Source organism: Variovorax stachyos (genome assembly GCF_051400855.1).
Taxonomy (GTDB): domain Bacteria; phylum Pseudomonadota; class Gammaproteobacteria; order Burkholderiales; family Burkholderiaceae_C; genus Variovorax.
In genome coordinates this window covers 45858-63037 of record NZ_JBLFFN010000016.1, presented here as the reverse complement: position 1 = coordinate 63037, position 17180 = coordinate 45858, and the positions used below count along the sequence as shown (strand labels likewise).

Here is a 17180-nt window from a genome sequence, read left to right as displayed (position 1 = left end):
GCGCGGCGAAGCAGTAGCATTCGAACGCACTTCATCCCGATGAACGAACGCCTCTTCCTCCGACTCGACGACGACCCGGTGCAAGGGCCGGAGGCGGAAGCGCCCGCGGGCACGCTGCGGGCCATGCCGGTGAGGGCCGGGCTGCGCCCGCATGTCTCGCACATCCTGCTGTGCAACGAGCGCGTGGCGGCGGGGCACGAGGTGCTCGAACGCGTGCTGCCCGACGGAGCGGTGCGGTTGATCTTCAATTTCGGCGAGGTCGGCAGTCCTTCCGCGGTCGTGGCCGGCGCGTCGACAGCCCCGGCACTGGTGCGCCTGCGCGGCCGGATCGATGGCGTGTCGCTCACCTTGCGCCCCGGCGGAGCGGCCGGTCTGCTCGGGTTGCCGGCAGGCGAGTTGGCGGGCATGGCCGTGCCCCTGGACACGCTGTGGGGCGGCGAAGGGACCCGGCTGCTGGAGCGCATGGCCCAGGCCCCGGACGACGCCGCACGCATGGCCCTGCTGCATGCGGCCTTGCAGCGCCGGCTGCGGGAGGCCGATGGAGGATTCGCCTCGCAGCGGGCAGCGGCGCATGCAGCGCAGCTCATTGCCGCTTCGGGCGGGCGGCGGCCGCTGCGCGAGGTGGCGGAGACCGTCGGCGTCGGGGAGCGGCGCCTGCAGCAGCTGTTCCACGCTCACGTGGGCCTGTCGCCGCGTGCCTGGGGCAGGCTGGCGCGGCTGCACGGCTGCCTGCGCGCACTGCGTCGGCAGGCGAATCCCGACTGGGCCGAGATGGCGATCGACCATGGCTACTACGACCAGTCGCACCTGGCGAACGAGTTTCGCGCTCTCTGCGGGCTGACGCCGACCGAGTTCCTGGGACGCGCCGTTTCGGGTTCTTCCAAGACAGCGGATTGAAGGCACCCTATCGTTCCCGGACTCGGCAAGAAGCGAAGAAAGGAGCAGCGGATGCAGCAGCAGCAGTCAAGTCTCGAGGATTGCGTGGCCGTGGTGACCGGCGCCAGCCGCGGCGCGGGACGCGGGATCGCCCAGGAGCTGGGCGCGGCCGGCGCGACCGTGTACGTAACGGGGCGCAGCACACGCGAGCAGCCGGCGGGCACCTATGGCCAGCTCATGGGCATGTCGGGCCTCGACACCCTCCCCGGCAGCATCGACGAGACGGCAGAGGAAGTCACGCGAATGGGCGGGCGCGGCATCGCCGCGCGCTGCGACCACACACGCGAGGAGGAGGTCGCGGCGCTGTTCGCGCGCGTGGAGCGCGAGGCCGGCCGCATCGACCTGCTGGTGAACAACGCCTGGGGCGGGCACGAAACCTTCAACGGGGTGTTCGAGGCGCCGTTCTGGGAGCATCCGCTTTCCAATTGGGACTCGATGCTCGACCGCGGCGTGCGAAACCACCTGCTGGCCAGCCGCTTCGCGGCGCCGATGATGGTGCGCCGCAGGCGCGGGCTGATCGTGACGACCACCTTCTGGGATCGCGACCGCTACCTGCGAGGCAGTCTGTTCTACGACCTGGCGAAGGCCGCGATGACGCGCCTGGCCTTCGGAATGGCGCAGGACTTGCGGCCGCACGGCGTTGCCTCCCTGGCGGTGTCGCCCGGATGGATGCGCACCGAGTTCGTCCTGGCCGCGCACAAGGCCGACGAGGCACATTGGCACGAGCGGCCTGCACTCGCACGCACGGAATCGCCGCGCTATCTGGGGCGGGCGGTGGTGGCGCTGGCGCGGGATGGCCGCGTGCTGGACAAGAGTGGCGGCGTGCATCGCGTCGCGGATCTCGCGCACGAGTACGGCTTCACGGATGTCGATGGGCGGCAGGTGCCGGCGTTCGAACTCGACGAAGGCTGAGCCACTCTCATCCAGGCCCTCTGCCGCCCGAGGGAGAGCAAGCCATGCAGCTCAGCTCGCGCTGCGGCGGTAGAAGGCAAGCGAGCCCGCCAGCGCCAGCAGCGCACCGCCGCAGCAGCGGTCAAGCCACAGCACGGCGCGCCGGCGCAGGAGCTTGACGGCACGCGCGCCGATCACGGCATAGGCCAGCATCACCGAGAAGTCCAGCCCCGCGAACACGAGACCGATGGCGACGTACTGCGGCCACTGCGCCGCACTCGGGTCGATGAACTGCGGCATCAACGCCGAGCAGAAGAGATAGCCCTTGGGGTTGGTCACCGCCACCAGGAAGGACTTGGCGAAGATGGCGCGCGGGCTGCCCCCGACGCCGGCTGCGTCCTGCTGAGAGACGTCCAGGCTGCCTTGCGAACGCAGCAGGCGGATGCCCAGCCAGGCCAGGTAGGCCGCGCCCACCCACTTGAGCACCGAGAACCAGAACTCCGAGGCGGCCAGCAGCGCGCCGAGGCCCAGCGCGACGGCGCCCACCAGCACGAAGTCGGAGGCGACCGCGCCGAGCATGCCGGGCAGCGCGCGGCGCACGCCGAAGCGTGAACCGTTGGCCAGCGCCAGCAGCACGGTGGGGCCGGGGGTGGCGATGGCGATGAGTGCCACGAAGGCGAAGACGAGCAGGGTCGGGGTGTTCATGCGGGCGAGTCCTCCGGTCGGGCGAGCATGATAGCCCTCGGGCCGCCACGCCGCGAGCCGGCCCGCTCAGGTTCGCCCGCCTTGCGCCGCGCTGGGCAATCCCGTACCCTGACCTGCCCACCGGGCGGAGCACGCAAGGAGATGTCCATGCCAAGCCGATCGAACGGCCTCGCGGCCGAAATGGAAGCGGTGCGAACCCTGGCGCTCGTCGGAGCGCCTGCCGCGGGCAAGACCACCCTGGCCGAGGCGCTGCTGCTCAAGTCCGGCGCCATCGGCGCGCCGGGCAGCGTGGAGCGCGGCAGCACGGTGAGCGATTTCGATCCGCTCGAGCGCCGCATGCAGCACTCGCTCAACTCCTCGGTGATGCATCTCGTGCATGCGGGCACGCGCATCCACTTGCTCGACACGCCCGGCGGAGCCGACTTCCTCGGCCAGAGCCTGCCAGTGCTGGAGGCAGTGGAGACGGCGGCGGTGGTGGTCAACGCGGCCATCGGCATCGAGCCGATGGCCGTTCGCATGATGGAGCATGCGGCCAGGCGCAAGCTGGCGCGCATGGTGATCGTCAACAAGATCGATTCGCAGGGCGTGGACATGGCGGGCCTCCTTGCGGAGATCCAGGCCGCCTTCGGCCGCGAATGCCTGCCGGTGAACCTGCCCGACGACGGCGGCACCCGGGTGCTCGATTGCTTCTACAACCGCGAGGGCCGCTGCACGATGGGCGACGTGGAGACGGCGCACCGTGCGCTGGTCGAGCAGGTGGTGGAGGTGGACGCGGCCTTCGTCGACCGCTACCTCGAGCAGGGCGACGTGGACCCTGGCGAACTGCATGCGCCGCTGGAGCAGGCGCTGCGCGAAGGGCACCTGATCCCGGTGTGCTTCGTCTCGGCGCGCAACGGCGCGGGGCTGGGCGAGCTGCTGGACGTGATCGTCAAGCTGCTGCCCGACCCGACCGAGGCCAACCCGCCGGCCTTCCTCATCGGCGAGGGCGAGGAGGCGCGGCCCATGGAGGCGAAGCCCGATTCGTCGCTGCACGTACTGGCGCATGTGTTCAAGGTCACGGTCGATCCGTATGTGGGGAAGATGGGCATCTTCCGCGTGCACCAGGGCACCGTCACGCGCGACAGCCAGCTCTTCATCGGCGACGGGCGCAAGCCTTTCAAGGTGAACCACGTGTTTATGCTGCAGGGCAAGGAATACACCGAGGTGGCGCGCGCGCTGCCGGGCGACATCGCCGCAGTGGCGAAGGTGGAGGACGCCCACTTCGACGCTGTGCTGCACGACGCGGCCGAGGATGACCATGTGCACCTGGCACCGCTGGACTTTCCGATTCCGGTGCATGGCCTGGCGATCGAGCCGCAGCGTCACGGCGACGAGCAGCGGCTGTGGGAGATCCTGGGCAAGCTGGTGGACGAAGACCCGTGCCTGCGCGTGGAGCACGTGGCGGTCACCAACGAGACCATCGTCTACGGCCTGGGCGAGCTGCACCTGCGCGTGCTGCTGGAGCGGCTGCGCGAGGTGTACCGCTTCGAGGTCAATACGCGGCCGCCGCGCATCGCCTACCGCGAGACGGTGACCGCGCCGGCCGAAGGCCACCATCGCCACAAGAAGCAGACCGGCGGGGCCGGCCAGTTCGGCGAGGTGTTCCTGCGCGTGGAGCCGCTGCCGCGCGGCGCGGGCTTCGAGTTCAAGGACGAGGTCAAGGGCGGGGCCATTCCCTACCAGTTCATCCCGGCCGTCGAGAAGGGCGTGCGCGAGGTGCTGGAGCACGGCGCGATCGCCGGCTACCCGGTCGTGGACGTGCGCGTGACGGTCTACGACGGCAAGAGCCACAGCGTGGACAGCAAGGACATCGCTTTCGCCACGGCGGGGCGCAAGGCCTTCATCGCGGCCATTCAGGAGGCGCGGCCCATCGTGCTGGAGCCGGTGGTGAAGATCGAGATCGCCGCGCCGGAAGGCGCCATCGGCGACATCACCGGCGACCTGTCGTCCCGGCGCGGCCTGGTCAGCGGCACCGCCAACGCAGCGGCGGGGATGGTGCTGGTGCGCGGCCAGGTGCCGATGTCGGAGCTGTCGGGGTACCAGTCGCGGCTCAATGCCATGACCAGCGGCCAGGGGCGCTACACCATCGAGCTGTCGCACTACGAGCCGGTGCCGCCCTCGACGCAGCAGCAGTTGATGTCGCAGCACAAGGTGCGCGACACGGAGTGAAGCGGCGCGCGCGGGCGGGCCTGCGCACAGGAATCTGCGCGCGGATGGCGGCGCGATTCCCCGTTCCATCGTCGAACCCGGCCTACACCGGCAATGCGGTGCCGCGTCTATGAAGAAGGCGCTGGAACGAGGAGTCCCCCATGCAACTGAAATCCTGGCTCGCGTCGCTGAAGGAAGCGGACGCCCGTCGGCCCGACCTGCCGGGCGAACACCTGATCGTGCTGGCCACCGGTGTGCTGCTGCTGATGGCGACCGGGCGCAGCCGCTCGCTGATCGGCCGCACGCTGATCGGTGCCGCGGCGGGCGCCTTCATCGGCCGCGCGGCAAGCGGCACCGGCGGCGTGGCGCGCCTGGCGGGCATGCTGGAGCAGTTCCGCGGCGGCCGATGGCCCCGACGAGGAGAACCCCGATGACCTTGAAGTACGAGCGGCTGCTTCGCCCGCTGCGGCTGCATGGCGCCGTCCTGGTGGCGGGCGCCGTGATGGCGGCGTTGGCCGGCTGCAGCGATCGGGAAGCGGCCCAGAGCCGCGAGAACGTCGACGCCGCCGTCGAGAAGACGCAGGACGCGACGGTCAATGCCGCGCGCAAGGCCGCGGACCTGGCGGAGAAGGCGCGCGACAACACGGTGAACTACTTCAAGTCGCCGGACGTGAAGGAGGACGTCGACGCGGCCAAGCAGGCGCTGAAGAATGCCGGCAGCGCGCTGAGTTCGTCGGCCAGCGACACGGCCGTCACGGCCTCGGTGTCGGCCGCGATCGCGCGCGATCCGGAACTCGGTCCGCGGCAGATCGATGTCGCCGCCAACGCGGGCACCGTGCGGCTGAGCGGCTCGGCACCGAACGCCGAGGCGAAGTCGCGCGCCGAGCAGATCGCGCGCACCGTGAACGGCGTCGACAAGGTCGACAACCGGATCACGGTGACGGCGACGAACTGAACGAAGCCGGCGAGCCAGTTGGCCGTCAGGCTCCGGCCATCACCTGGGCCGGCTTGCCGGTCTGGAGCGCCACTTCCTCCCCCTTGATGCGTGCCTGCACGGCGCGCACGGCGTTCTGCACGCGCTCGCCGTAGTCCGCATCCGCCTGGCGGAAATGTCCGAGCGCGCGCTCGATGATGTCCTGGCGCGTCACCTGGCCGAGGCTGCCGGCGATGTTGGCGACCAGGCGGCCCTTGGCGGCTTCGTCCATCAGGCGGTAGAGGTCGCCGGCCTGCACGAAGTCGGTGTCCTCGGGATGCGGAGTCCACGCATGGCTGCCGGTCCAGCCGTGCACTTCGAGCGGCGCGTAGACCGGCTCGTTGCTTTGCTTGGGTGCGTCGCCGAAGCTGTTGGGCTCGTAGTTGGGGCTGCGGCCGGCGTTGTCGTAGCGCATCGCGCCGTCGCGGCCGTAGTTGGCGGCACGCGTGGCGTGCGGGCAGTTCACCGGCAGCTGCGTGTGGTTGGTGCCCACGCGGTAGCGCTGCGCATCGCCATAGCTGAACAGCCGGCCCTGCAGCATCTTGTCGGGCGAGGGACCGATGCCGGGCACGAAGTTGGCAGGGTTGAAGGCCGCCTGCTCGATCTCGGCGAAGTAGTTGTCGGGATTGCGGTTCAGCGTGAAGGTGCCGATGTCGATCTTCGGGTAGTCCTTGTGCGACCAGACCTTGGTCAGGTCGAAGGGGTTGAAGCGGTAATGCTGCGCCTCGGCCACGGGCATGACCTGCACCTGCACGCGCCAGCTCGGGAACTCGCCGCGCTCGATGGCATGCAGCAGGTCCAGGTGGTGGTAGCTGGGCTGCTCGCCGGCCAGGCGCATGCCCTCCTCCGCCGTCAGGCACTCGATGCCCTGATTGGTCTTGAAGTGGTACTTGACCCAGAAGGCCTCGCCCTGTGCGTTGACCCACTGGAACGTGTGCGAGCCGAAGCCGTCCATGTGGCGGAAGGTGCGGGGCAGGCCGCGGTCGCCGAACAACCAGGTGAACTGGTGCGTCATCTCCGGCGAGTGCGAGAAGAAATCCCAGACGTTGTTGGGCTCCTGCACGTGGCTGAAAGGGTCGCGCTTCTGCGTATGGATGAAGTCGGGGAACTTCAGCGGATCGCGGATGAAGAAGATCGGCGTGTTGTTGCCGACCAGGTCGTAGTTGCCCTCTTCGGTGTAGAACTTGAGCGCGAAGCCGCGCGGGTCGCGCTGGGTGTCGGCGCCGCCGGACTCCGGCGCCACCGAGGAGAAGCGCGCCAGCACCTCGGTCTTCTTGCCGACCTGGGAGAGAAAGCGGGCCTTGGTCCACTTCGTGACGTCGGCCGTGACCTCGAAGACACCATAAGCGCCGGAGCCGCGGGCGTGCACCACGCGCTCGGGGATACGCTCGCGGGCGAAGCGCGCGAGCTTCTCGATCAGGTGGTGGTCCTGCATCAGCACCGGGCCGGTGGGGCCGGCGGTCTGCGAGTGCTGGTTGTTCTCGACGGGAGCACCGCTCTCGGTGGTGAGCTTGCGGGTAAGGGTCATGGGGCTGGTCCTCGGGCTTGTTCAGGAGCCTTGGATTCTGGCCATGAACATGCGGCCCGTGGATGACATCGCGCTATCCCCGCCATAGGGAGCGATGCCGGCTACCTCCTTGGAGGTAGTGCGTAGTGCTCAGAGCATCAGCGCGACAGCGGCTTCGAGATGCTCCGAGGGCTGGCGCCGGAAGCCCGAGCGGGCGAAGCGCTGCAGGCGCCCCACCACGAAGGCGGCGAGCGCAGAGGCGCGCACCTGCGCATCGACGCTGGGCGTGGCCGAGCCTTCGGCGGCGCCGCGCAGTGCCTGGCGCAGCGTGGCCTCGATCTTGTCGAAGAACTGGTTCATGCGGTTCTGCAGGCGCTCGTTCTCGTAGACCAGCGCATCGCCCACCATCACGCGGGTCATGCCCGGGTTTTTCTCGGCGAACTGGACCAGCATCGCGATGATGCGCGCGGCCTGCTCCTGGCCCGGGGCGGAGCGCTCGGTGATCTGGTTGATCAGCGTGAACACGCTCTGCTCGATGAAGTCGATCAGGCCTTCGAACATCTGCGCCTTGCTCGCGAAGTGCCGGTACAGCGCGGCCTCGCTCACCTCGAGCCGGGCGGCAAGCGCCGCGGTCGTCACCCGCTCGGCGCCCGGCTGCTCCAGCATGGCGGCCAGGGCCTGAAGGATCTGCACGCGCCGTTCGCCCGGCTTGGGACGTTTGCGTGTCGGTGCGGCCACCGGCTCTGAACTCACGGAACTCAGCGGGGCACCAGGGGCGCTTGTCTCTTCGTTCTGCATGGGCAGGGCAAAATGTAAAAAATTGATTCTCGCACAGCGCAGTAAGCGCGTGCCAACCGGGCATGCACTGTACGTCGCGCAGAATCAACAGGTTCCAAACGACACAGGCGAAAGAGAACGATGAACCCAACGATTCTGGTGACCGGCGGGGCCGGCTTCATCGGCAGCCACACCTGCGTGGCGCTGGCCGCGGCAGGCTATGCGCCGCTGATCCTCGACAACCTCGGCAACAGCGACGTGCGCGTGCTCGATCGCCTGGCCCGGATCATCGGCACCGCGCCGCGCTTCGTCGAGGGCGACGTGCGCGACCGCGCGCTGCTCGACCGGTTGTTTCGCGAGGAGGCGATCGGCGGTGTGATCCATTTCGCCGGCCTCAAGGCGGTGGGCGACTCGGTGGCCGACCCGATCACCTACTACCAGAACAATGTGCACGGCAGCTTCGTGCTGGTCGAGGCGATGCAGGCGGCGGGCGTGCGCACGCTGATCTTCTCCTCCTCCGCCACGGTCTATGGCGACCCGGACAGCTCGCCGATCCCCGAGAGCGCGGCGCTGCGGCCAGCCAATCCCTACGGCCGATCGAAGCTGATGGTGGAGGACGCGCTGCGCGACCTGCATCGCGCGCACCCGGCATGGCGCATCGCGCTGCTGCGCTACTTCAACCCGGTGGGCGCGCACGAAAGCGGCCTGATCGGCGAGCACCCGCAGGGCAAGCCGAACAACCTGATGCCCTTCGTGAGCCAGGTGGCGGTGGGGCTGCGCGACAGGCTCTCGGTGCACGGCGGCGACTACCCGACAGCGGACGGCACCGGCGTGCGCGACTACGTGCATGTGATGGACCTCGCCGAGGGGCACGTGGCGGCACTGCGCCATGCCGAGAAGCAATCGGGGCTCGTGACCCTGAACCTGGGCACGGGCCAGGGTGCCTCGGTGCTCGACGTGGTGAAGGCCTTCGAGCGGGCCAGCGGCAAGACCATCGCCTATGAGATCGGGCCGAGGCGGCCGGGCGATGTGCCGGCCTACTGGGGCGATCCGGCGCTCGCCGAATCGCTGCTGGGCTGGCGTGCCCAACGGGGGCTGGACCAGATGTGCGCGGACAGCTGGCGGTGGCAGCAGGGGAATCCTGCGGGCTATGCCTGAGGACCGAACTGCGGCAGGTAGTCCTCGCGCAAGCGGTGGCTTGGAACCAAGTTCGCGAGGCTGCCAGCACGAACTGGCACGTATCGTTGGATCGCAGCCGGACTCGTTCTCACGACTGAAGGTGAGAGCGGCGCCCGAGGAACTGTAGGCACCGTCTCCTCGAGCCCGACCCTCCCTACCTCGCCCGAATCATGGTCCCGTAGGCCTGATCCGTCAGGATCTCCAGCAGCATCGCATGCGGCACCCGCCCATCGATGATGTGGACCGCATTGACGCCGCTCTTGGCCGCATCCAGCGCGCCTTCGATCTTCGGCAGCATGCCGCCGGAGATGGTGCCGTCGGCGAACAGGTCGTCGATCTCGCGGGCGCTGAGGTTGGTCAGCAACTTGCCGTCCTTGTCGAGCACGCCGGGCGTGTTGGTCAGCAGCATGAGCTTCTCGGCCTTCAGCACGGTGGCCAGCTTGCCTGCCACCACGTCGGCGTTGATGTTGTAGCTCTCGTTCTCCTCGCCGAAGCCGATGGGGCTCACGACGGGGATGAAGGCATCGTCCTGAAGCGCCTTCACGACACCGGGGTCGATGGCCACGATGTCGCCCACCTGGCCGACGTCGTGCTCGATGTTCGGGTCGTTGCGGTCCGCCATCTTGAGCTTCTGGGCGCGGATCAAGCCGCCGTCGCGCCCGGTCAGGCCCACCGCCTTGCCGCCGGCCTGGTTGATCAGGCCCACGATGTCCTGCTGGACCTCGCCGGCCAGCACCCATTCGACGACCTCCATGGTCTCGGCGTCGGTCACGCGCATGCCCTGGATGAAGTGACCCTTCTTGCCCAGTCGGTTGAGCGCGGCCTCGATCTGCGGGCCGCCGCCGTGGACCACCACGGGGTTCATGCCGACCAGCTTGAGCAGCACCACGTCTTCCGCGAAGTCGGCCTGCAGGGCCGGATCGGTCATGGCGTTGCCGCCGTACTTGATGACGATGGTCTTGCCGTGGAACTTGCGGATGTACGGCAACGCCTGGGCCAGGATCTCGGCCTTGTCGCGCGGGGGGATGTTGAGGACTGGATCGGTCATGGTCGGGTGAGGCAGACGGATGCGGCGGATTGTGCAGGAACTACGGGCGCAGCCAGCGCGGCACCTTGAAGCGCACGATCATGAAATACGCCGCCACGTAGGTCGCCACGAAGAGCGCGCAGAAGGCCATCAACACCGGGGTGTTGTTCCAGAACAGCACGGCCGGCACCACCGTCAGGGCGGCGAAGATCCACAGGTAGGGCGAGGTGCGGTTGTTGCGCGCCAGCAGCTGGCGCGCCTCGTCGTCTGCCAAGGCGACGCGCACGATGCGGCGGAAGATCAGCTGGTGGAAATGCAGCGCGTCCGGGTCGCCCGGCGACTGGCCGCGAACGAAGCGGCGGTAGACCGAGAACACGGTTTCCCACACCGGGTAGATCAACAGCAGCATCGGGAACCAGGGCGAGACCACGCGGTGCCGCTGCACCAGCGTGACCGCGGCCAGGGCGATCACCATGCCCCAGACATAGGCGCCGCCGTCGCCGGCGAAGATCTTGCCGCGCGGGTAGTTCCAGATCAGGAAGCCCGCCGTCGCGCCGACCAGGCAGATCACCATGGCGGCGAGCTGCCGGTCGCCCACCTGCAGGGCCACGTGCGAGATGGCCAGGCAGACCAGGATCGCCACCGTGGCGGCCAGGCCGTTGTAGCCGTCGATGATGTTGAAGGCGTGCGGCAGGCCGCCGATGGCGACCGCCGCGAAGAGCATCGCGGCATAGGGCCAGGCCTGCAGCCAGCCGTCGACCACGGGAATGCCGAGGCGCGCGACGCCGAGCTTGAGCAGCCAACACAGGAGCAGCGCCGAGCCGATGGTGATGCCGAGCCGGTAGCGCACCGAGACGCGCTGGGTCAGGTCCTCGACGATGCCGGCGAGCACGGCCGGCGCGATGCACAGCAGCGCCACGCCGGAGGCCTCGACGGGCCAGTTGACGTTGAAGGGATCGGACGGCAGCCCTGCCACCAGCCATGCAATGCCGGTACCCAGAAACATGCCGGCACCGCCGAGGCGCGGCACATGGCCCTTGTGAAAGCGCTGCGGCATGTCGGTGCCGTAGCGCCGCGCATGGCGACGGGCACGCCGCATGAACAGCTGCACGGCAATGGCGGAGATGAGGAAGCTGACGACGATCAGGGTAAGCATGGGTGGAAGGCGGGAAGGCCCGGGAGGCTGCTCCTAGAATCCCCGGGCGAAATTAGACCATGCCCACATCCCCGCCACCCTCCCCCGCCGTCACTGTCTCGATCGTGAGCCATGGTCAGCTCGAACTCATCCGCCCCCTGCTCGACCAGCTCGACTGCTTCAGCCGCGCGACGACGGCCAAGGTGCTGCTCACGCTGAACATCCCCGAGCCCGATGCGCTGGCAGGCGGGCACTGGGGCTTTCCGATCGAACGGATCGAGAACCGGCGGCGCATGGGCTTCGGCGCCAACCACAACCAGGCGTTCGCGCGCTGCGAAACGCCGTGGTTCCTGGTGCTCAACCCCGACATCCGCTTCGACGCCGACGTGCTGGGCCCGCTGCTCGAACACGCTCCGGCGGATGCCGGCCTGCTGGCACCTCGCATCCTCGAGCCCGGCAAGACCACGGCGGAGCAGCACCGCGCGATCATCACGCCGCTGGAGATCCTCACGCGCCGGCGCCCGGGCTACCCGATACCGGCCGAACCGGCGTGGATCCCGGGCCTCTTCATGCTGTTCCGCAGCGAGGCGTACCGCCAGATCGGCGGCTTCGACGAGCGCTTCTTCATGTACGGCGAGGACTTCGACATCTGCGCGCGCCTGCGGCTGGCCGGCTGGAAGCTCTCGATCGCGGAGCACCTGCAGACCCGCCACGATGCACAGCGCGCGAGCCACAGCAGCAAGCGGCACCTGTATTGGCACCTCACGAGCCTGCTGAAGGTGTGGAGCTCGGCCGCGTTCTGGCGCTACCGCCGGCTGGAGGCGGGCTCGCGCGCGGGCCGCTAGCCGCGCTCCAGCAGATCCTGCGCGATCGCCTGCTTGCCGCGGCCGAAGCGCTCGTAGCGGCCGCTCGCGGCCTCCCGCAAGACCGGCAGCAGGCGGGCCACGCGCGAGGCCGGCAGCTCGGCCCGGAAGCGCTGGTGCGCCACCTTCCCTCGCTGCGCGTCGACGATGGCCTCGGGCACCTGGCCCTGCAGCGCGAGCAGCCGATCGAGCAGCGCCTGCGCGCGGCGCCAGCGCTGCATGTGCTTGCTGCCGCGCGCCTGCATCGCCTTGGCGAGCTTGTCGGCGAGGCTGGGCCGCTTGGCGCCGATCTGGTTGCCGCCGTGCTGGCGGTAGTCGATCAGGGCTTCGGGCAGCACGTCCAGGCGGCCGGTGGCGGCGGCCAGCGCGGCCAGCCATTCGTCGTGGACCCACTCGTCGGAAAAAGGCAGTGCCGCTGCGAGCAGGCGGCGCCGGAACATCGCGGTCGCGCCGGTCACGAGGTTGCGCCGCAGGAACACTTCGAAGGCGCGGCCCTGGGCGATGGCGTCGAGTTCCTCCGGCTGTACCTCCAGCGCATGGAACAGCGTGTCGCCCAACGGCCGCAGCTCGCCATCCACCAGCCGGGCATCGGTGTGCAGCAGCAGCAGCTCGGGCCGTGCCTCGAAGCAGGCCGCCATGCGTGCGAGGCGACCCGGATGCCAGACGTCGTCCTGGTCGCTGAGGGCGATGAGCTCGTGCCGGCAGGCGCGTATCGCCTGCTCGAAGTTGCGCGTGACGCCCAGGGCCGGCTTGTTCTCGAACACGGTCAACGCGACACTCGAAGCGACGCCGCAGTCCGCCATGGCCCGGCGCACCACTGCCACGCTGTCGTCGCTGGAGCCGTCGTCCGACAGCACGATCTCGCGCGGCGGCGGCTCCTGGGTGCAGACGCTCTGCACCTGCGCCGGCAGATAGCGTGCGCCGTTGCGCGTGCACAGCGCGACCGAGACGCCCAGCGCCATCAAAGGGGCGCCAGGCGTGGGGGCCAGGCGTAGCTGAAGTCCTCGCGCGCCAGCATGAGGTTGGGGCTGTAGGCGGGGTCGTTCTCCAGCAGTTCGCCCCAGCGCTCGTGCATGTAGGCCACCTCGCGCTCGAAGCGCGCGCGCTTTTCCGGCGACAGATCCTTGCCGCGTGTTGCGGACTCGTGGTGCAGCAGCTCGGCGTAAGGCGTCCAGACGTTCCGGTAGCCGGCCTCGCGCACACGCAGGCAGAAGTCCACGTCGTTGAAGGCCACCTGCAGATGGACCTCGTCAAAGCCACCGACCTGCTCGTAGATCGACTTGCGGATCACCAGGCAGGCGGCAGTGACGGCGGAGAAGGATTGGATCAGGCCCGCGCGGCCGCCGTAGCCTTCGCGGCCGGCCGGCATGCCGCGATGCGCGTGGGCTGCGATGCCGCCCACGCCGAGGATCACGCCGGCATGCTGAAGCGTCATGTTCGGATACCACAGGCGCGCACCCACGGCGCCTGCGCCGGGCTGCAAGGCGATGGACACCATCTCGGACAGCCAGTCCGGCGTGATCACCTCGATGTCATTGTTGACCAGTGCGACAAGCTCACCCTTCGCTTGCGCCACGGCCGCGTTGTTGAGGGCGGCGTAGTTGAAAGGACGATCATCACGCAGCACGCGGATGTTCGGACGCGCGTCGAGCTCCTTGAAATACGCCAGCGCAGACGGGTCATCCGAGCCGTTGTCGACCAGAATGATTTCGTAGTTGGCATAGCTCGTCTTCGCCTCGATCGACTCGATGCACTGCTTCACCAACTGCAACGCGTTGCGCGTCGGGATGATCAGCGACACCTCGGGCAGCACCTGCGGCAAAGCGTAGCGCACGCGAAAGCCGAAGCCGAGGTACTCCGCTGCCCCCTGCACACCTGTGCGCGCCAGGTGCTCGTTCAGTGCACGTTCGCCGGCTACGGCCGCGTAGGGTTTGGCCCCCATCGACTTTGCAGTGCTCTCGCCGTGCACGCGCCAGTGGTAGAGCACGCGCGGGATGTGCCTGATCTGCCTGGGCTCGACACGCTCCACGCACCGCAGCACGAGATCCCAGTCCTGCGACCCCTCCAGTCCGACACGAAAGCCGCCCACGTCGCGCACCAGGTCGGTGGCCAGCACGCCCAAGTGGCTGAACATGTTCTGCGACCGGAACAGATCGACATTCCAGTCAGGCTTGAAGTACGGGCCGAAGCGGTGGCCGCCCTCGTCGACCTTGTCTTCGTCAGAGTAAATCAGGCGAACGTCCGGATGCGCGATGATGCATTCGGCGACGCAGTAAAGCGCATGGGCCGGCAGCAGGTCGTCGTGGTCCATCAGCGCGAGCCATGACCCGGTTGCGAGTTCGATCGCGCTGTTCGACGAGGCCGAGATATGGCCGTTCTGCGGTCGGAACACGACCTTGATGCGCGCGTCGCTGCGGCTGTAGGCCTCCAGGACCTCGCGAACGTCCTTCGAGGTCGAAGCGTCGTCTGCGATGCACAGTTCCCAGTTCTGGTAGATCTGTGCGCGAACTGACTCGATGGCTTCGCGCAGCCAAGCCGGGTTCGGGTTGTAAGTCGGCATGATCACAGATATCAGCGGGCCGCCCTCCATCGCCTCGGCGCGCCGGGCGAGCTTCTCTCGCAGCTCGGGGGTCAATGTGTCGTGCCGGCGCACCCAGTTGTCGTAGTTGTTGTAGCCGCCCATGCGCCGGCCCAGCTCCCACTGCACACCGGCCCATCCCGACTTGCCGAAGATGCGCCAGGCGCGCTGGATGCGACCGAACAGACCCGGGCCTCTGAGCAGCCCCAGTGGAAAGAGAACAAGGCGGTAAAACAGGGCTTTCATGCGCGGCGGTTTCTCATGCTCTGGAGTCCAGGGTCGCTCATCGTGCCGACACGATCGCGGGATCGAGGAAGGTCGCCGCCTTGCGCACGAATCCGGCGCGCAGGTGGGCCCCGTCCTTGTAGACGGGCTCGCCGCCCTCGCCGCTGAGCATGCACCGGTCGTCGGAGACGCAGACGGTGGGAGCCGGGTCCAGCACGACGGCACCCGCGCCCTGCGCCAGCTGGCGCAGCTGCTCCTGCAGGCGCTTCTGCGTCGGCGGGAAGGGCGCCGAGACCGGCGAGGTCGAGGCGGTCAGGGTGCCGAGGCGGCTGCCGTGGAGCAGCAGCCGAGGCTCGAAGTTCGTGCTCAGCGGCGGATTGAGGATCAGGTAGACCTTCTTGTTGGCGGCCCGCAGCAGCCGGATCAGCGTCTCCAGCGACACCAGCGAACGCTTCACCCCGTCGCCGCCGCGCAGCATGTGGCGGCCCTCGAAATCGAGGAAGTAGTAGTGGTCCGGGGGCGGGGGCGCGCTGGAACCCGGCGTCGTCTCCTCGATGTCGAAATAGCAGGTCCAGCAGGCGCCGAGCACCACCGTGTCGATGTCTTCGCTGAAGGCGAACTTCAGCAGCTGCTCGCGGCGCGGGCCGCAGGCCAAGTCGCGATCCTCGAAGAGGTGCGGCACCGGCGGACAGGCGCCCCGCGTGCCGAAGTACAGGGTCTTCAGCGCGTCGGGCGCGATGCGGTCGAGCTCGACGGCGCGCGGGCCGAACTGCTCGACATGGCTGTCCCCCAGCAGCAGCACGCGCTCCTTGCCCTCGCCGATGGTGTAGACGGTCTCGCCCTTGACCTTGGTTTCCTTCATGCCGTCGGGATAGGCCCAGTCGCCGCCGGCCGCGACGATGGCCTGCACGCTGGGGTCATCGTTGCGCGGCGGCAGCACGCGCCCGACCAGCACCATGCCGATAACGGCCACCGCCACCATGCCCGAGGCCAGGCCCTTGACCACGCCCTCACTGCGGCGTCGGCGCAGCCTGAGCTCGACGAAGCGATAGGTGAGCCAGGCCAGCAGCACGGACGCGACCACGGCCGCGATGCGCGTGGTTCGATTGGGCTCGTCGCCCTCGACGATGCGCGCGTAGGCCAGCAGGGGCCAATGCCACAGGTACAGCGGATAGCTGATCAGGCCCACCCACACCATCGGGCGCGACCCCAGCAGTCGTCGGTTGAGCCAGGCACCCGGCCCCGCGGAGATGCAGAGGCAGGCGCCCAGCACGGGCAGCAGCGCCCACCACCCCGGGAAGGACTTGCCGCGGGTGATCAGCACCAGGCCCAAGCCGATCAGGAGCAGGCCGGACACGCTGCGCAGCTCGCGCCGGTACCAGTTGCGATGCGGCTCGCGGCGCAGCGCGTTCCAGGCCAGCAAGGCGCCGGCCGCCAGCTCCCACATGCGCGGCAGCGGCGAATAGAAGGTCGCCGTCGGGTGGCGTTGCACGGCGTACACGTTGAGAAGGAAGGACAGCACCGTCGCCACCCACATCCAGGTGGCGAGATGGCGACCGTTGCCACCCCGGAAGCGCCAGGCCAGGCCGAGGAACACGGGCCAGAAGATGTAGAACTGCTCTTCCACCGCCAGCGACCACAGGTGCAGCAGCGGCTTGGTTTCGGCCGTGGTGTCGAAGTAGCCGGCCTCGTTCCACAGCGCAAGGTTCACCACGAAGCCCGCGCTGGCCAGCAGGTGCTTGCCCAGCTGGCGGAACTCGTCGGCGAGCAACGCATACCAACCGAAGGCGAAGGTCGCGGCCATCACGACCAGCAGCGCCGGGAAGATGCGCCGGATGCGCCTGGCATAGAACTCGCGGTAGCTGAAGCCCTCGCCGCCCAGGCTGCCGAAGATGATCGTGGAGATCAGGTAACCGGAAATGACAAAGAAGATGTCGACGCCGATGAAGCCGCCCCTGACCCAGTGCGGAAAGGCATGGAAGCCCACGACCGAGAGCACCGCGATGGCGCGCAGGCCATCGATGTCCGGTCGGTACTTCGGGTGGGCAAGGGGGGGCTGTTCTTCTTGTCGGGGCATGCAGGCGCGGTCTGGGGCTGGGTCGGGTCGGTGGGCGACGTGGCGTCGCGGCGCAGCGCGTGATTATCTTCGCAACGTGGTGCGCCCCTCGCACGCATCTCGTTGCCCGGGGTGCGCCCC

The 17180-nt window shown here is 68.7% G+C and carries 15 protein-coding genes; 7 read left to right on the top strand and 8 right to left on the bottom strand.

The features are described 5' to 3' along the window. Window positions 1-39: 39 nt before the first annotated feature. Window positions 40-897, top strand: coding sequence for a helix-turn-helix domain-containing protein (locus ACMGEZ_RS23265; protein ID WP_436824651.1), 858 nt, complete (start codon window positions 40-42; stop codon window positions 895-897). A gap of 51 nt (window positions 898-948) precedes the next feature. Continuing rightward, window positions 949-1848: an SDR family oxidoreductase gene (locus ACMGEZ_RS23260; protein WP_436824650.1), complete on the top strand. Its 900-nt coding sequence runs from the start codon at window positions 949-951 to the stop codon at window positions 1846-1848. A gap of 51 nt (window positions 1849-1899) precedes the next feature. On the opposite strand, the gene ACMGEZ_RS23255 is transcribed toward ACMGEZ_RS23260, so the two are convergent. Next, window positions 1900-2532, bottom strand: a complete 633-nt coding sequence (locus ACMGEZ_RS23255) for a LysE family translocator (protein ID WP_436824649.1) — start codon at window positions 2530-2532, stop codon at window positions 1900-1902. Window positions 2533-2679: 147 nt separating this feature from the next. Between ACMGEZ_RS23255 and fusA the strand changes: the two genes are divergently transcribed. The 3 genes from fusA (at window position 2680) to ACMGEZ_RS23240 (ending at window position 5674) form a co-directional block, all read left to right on the top strand. Next, a complete protein-coding gene (gene fusA, locus ACMGEZ_RS23250) occupies window positions 2680-4740 on the top strand; it encodes an elongation factor G (protein WP_436824648.1) in 2061 nt (686 codons plus the stop codon). Between the two features lie 140 nt (window positions 4741-4880). Beyond that, the gene (locus tag ACMGEZ_RS23245; protein ID WP_436824647.1) at window positions 4881-5153 is read left to right on the top strand and encodes a hypothetical protein; all 273 of its coding nucleotides are present in this window, start codon (window positions 4881-4883) and stop codon (window positions 5151-5153) included. Beyond that, complete coding sequence (locus ACMGEZ_RS23240) at window positions 5150-5674, top strand: BON domain-containing protein (RefSeq protein WP_436824646.1); 525 nt, start codon at window positions 5150-5152, stop codon at window positions 5672-5674. Before ACMGEZ_RS23245 ends, ACMGEZ_RS23240 begins: the two co-directional genes overlap by 4 nt. 25 nt (window positions 5675-5699) lie before the next feature. On the opposite strand, the gene ACMGEZ_RS23235 is transcribed toward ACMGEZ_RS23240, so the two are convergent. Further along, entirely contained in the window at window positions 5700-7220 is a 1521-nt protein-coding gene (locus ACMGEZ_RS23235; protein WP_436824645.1) for a catalase, read from the bottom strand. Window positions 7221-7349: 129 nt separating this feature from the next. Then, entirely contained in the window at window positions 7350-7997 is a 648-nt protein-coding gene (slmA, locus tag ACMGEZ_RS23230; protein ID WP_436824644.1) for a nucleoid occlusion factor SlmA, read from the bottom strand. A gap of 120 nt (window positions 7998-8117) precedes the next feature. Here slmA and galE point away from each other — a divergent pair, with 120 nt between their 5' ends. Beyond that, entirely contained in the window at window positions 8118-9134 is a 1017-nt protein-coding gene (gene galE, locus ACMGEZ_RS23225) for a UDP-glucose 4-epimerase GalE (RefSeq protein WP_436824643.1), read from the top strand. A 175-nt stretch (window positions 9135-9309) separates the two neighbouring features. Here the strand turns inward: galE and argB are convergent, their stop codons facing one another. Further along, window positions 9310-10203 carry an acetylglutamate kinase gene (argB, locus tag ACMGEZ_RS23220; protein ID WP_068680954.1) on the bottom strand — a complete coding sequence of 298 codons (894 nt, stop codon included), beginning with the start codon at window positions 10201-10203 and terminating at the stop codon, window positions 9310-9312. A 40-nt stretch (window positions 10204-10243) separates the two neighbouring features. Continuing rightward, window positions 10244-11338, bottom strand: coding sequence for a glycosyltransferase family 4 protein (locus tag ACMGEZ_RS23215; protein WP_436824642.1), 1095 nt, complete (start codon window positions 11336-11338; stop codon window positions 10244-10246). A gap of 59 nt (window positions 11339-11397) precedes the next feature. On the opposite strand from ACMGEZ_RS23215, the gene ACMGEZ_RS23210 reads away from it, so the two are divergent. Further along, on the top strand, window positions 11398-12162 hold the full coding sequence (locus tag ACMGEZ_RS23210) for a glycosyltransferase family 2 protein (protein ID WP_436824641.1): 765 nt from the start codon (window positions 11398-11400) through the stop codon (window positions 12160-12162). Here ACMGEZ_RS23210 and ACMGEZ_RS23205 read toward each other — a convergent pair. From ACMGEZ_RS23205 to ACMGEZ_RS23195, 3 genes are read right to left on the bottom strand one after another with little or no spacing between them, the layout of a single operon-like run. After that, window positions 12159-13142, bottom strand: coding sequence for a glycosyltransferase (locus ACMGEZ_RS23205; RefSeq protein ID WP_436824640.1), 984 nt, complete (start codon window positions 13140-13142; stop codon window positions 12159-12161). The genes ACMGEZ_RS23210 and ACMGEZ_RS23205 overlap by 4 nt on opposite strands. Beyond that, entirely contained in the window at window positions 13142-15004 is a 1863-nt protein-coding gene (locus ACMGEZ_RS23200; RefSeq protein ID WP_436824639.1) for a glycosyltransferase family 2 protein, read from the bottom strand. Before ACMGEZ_RS23200 ends, ACMGEZ_RS23205 begins: the two co-directional genes overlap by 1 nt. 37 nt (window positions 15005-15041) lie before the next feature. Then, window positions 15042-17060, bottom strand: coding sequence for an acyltransferase family protein (locus tag ACMGEZ_RS23195; protein WP_436824638.1), 2019 nt, complete (start codon window positions 17058-17060; stop codon window positions 15042-15044). Window positions 17061-17180: the final 120 nt, after the last annotated feature.

Coding starts and splice junctions, on each gene's coding strand:
- ACMGEZ_RS23265 (WP_436824651.1), top strand. CDS start 40: ATGAACGAACGCCTCTTCCTCCGACTCGACGACGACCCGGTGCAAGGG.
- ACMGEZ_RS23260 (WP_436824650.1), top strand. CDS start 949: ATGCAGCAGCAGCAGTCAAGTCTCGAGGATTGCGTGGCCGTGGTGACC.
- ACMGEZ_RS23255 (WP_436824649.1), bottom strand. CDS start 2,532: ATGAACACCCCGACCCTGCTCGTCTTCGCCTTCGTGGCACTCATCGCC.
- fusA (WP_436824648.1), top strand. CDS start 2,680: ATGCCAAGCCGATCGAACGGCCTCGCGGCCGAAATGGAAGCGGTGCGA.
- ACMGEZ_RS23245 (WP_436824647.1), top strand. CDS start 4,881: ATGCAACTGAAATCCTGGCTCGCGTCGCTGAAGGAAGCGGACGCCCGT.
- ACMGEZ_RS23240 (WP_436824646.1), top strand. CDS start 5,150: ATGACCTTGAAGTACGAGCGGCTGCTTCGCCCGCTGCGGCTGCATGGC.
- ACMGEZ_RS23235 (WP_436824645.1), bottom strand. CDS start 7,220: ATGACCCTTACCCGCAAGCTCACCACCGAGAGCGGTGCTCCCGTCGAG.
- slmA (WP_436824644.1), bottom strand. CDS start 7,997: ATGCAGAACGAAGAGACAAGCGCCCCTGGTGCCCCGCTGAGTTCCGTG.
- galE (WP_436824643.1), top strand. CDS start 8,118: ATGAACCCAACGATTCTGGTGACCGGCGGGGCCGGCTTCATCGGCAGC.
- argB (WP_068680954.1), bottom strand. CDS start 10,203: ATGACCGATCCAGTCCTCAACATCCCCCCGCGCGACAAGGCCGAGATC.
- ACMGEZ_RS23215 (WP_436824642.1), bottom strand. CDS start 11,338: ATGCTTACCCTGATCGTCGTCAGCTTCCTCATCTCCGCCATTGCCGTG.
- ACMGEZ_RS23210 (WP_436824641.1), top strand. CDS start 11,398: ATGCCCACATCCCCGCCACCCTCCCCCGCCGTCACTGTCTCGATCGTG.
- ACMGEZ_RS23205 (WP_436824640.1), bottom strand. CDS start 13,142: ATGGCGCTGGGCGTCTCGGTCGCGCTGTGCACGCGCAACGGCGCACGC.
- ACMGEZ_RS23200 (WP_436824639.1), bottom strand. CDS start 15,004: ATGAAAGCCCTGTTTTACCGCCTTGTTCTCTTTCCACTGGGGCTGCTC.
- ACMGEZ_RS23195 (WP_436824638.1), bottom strand. CDS start 17,060: ATGCCCCGACAAGAAGAACAGCCCCCCCTTGCCCACCCGAAGTACCGA.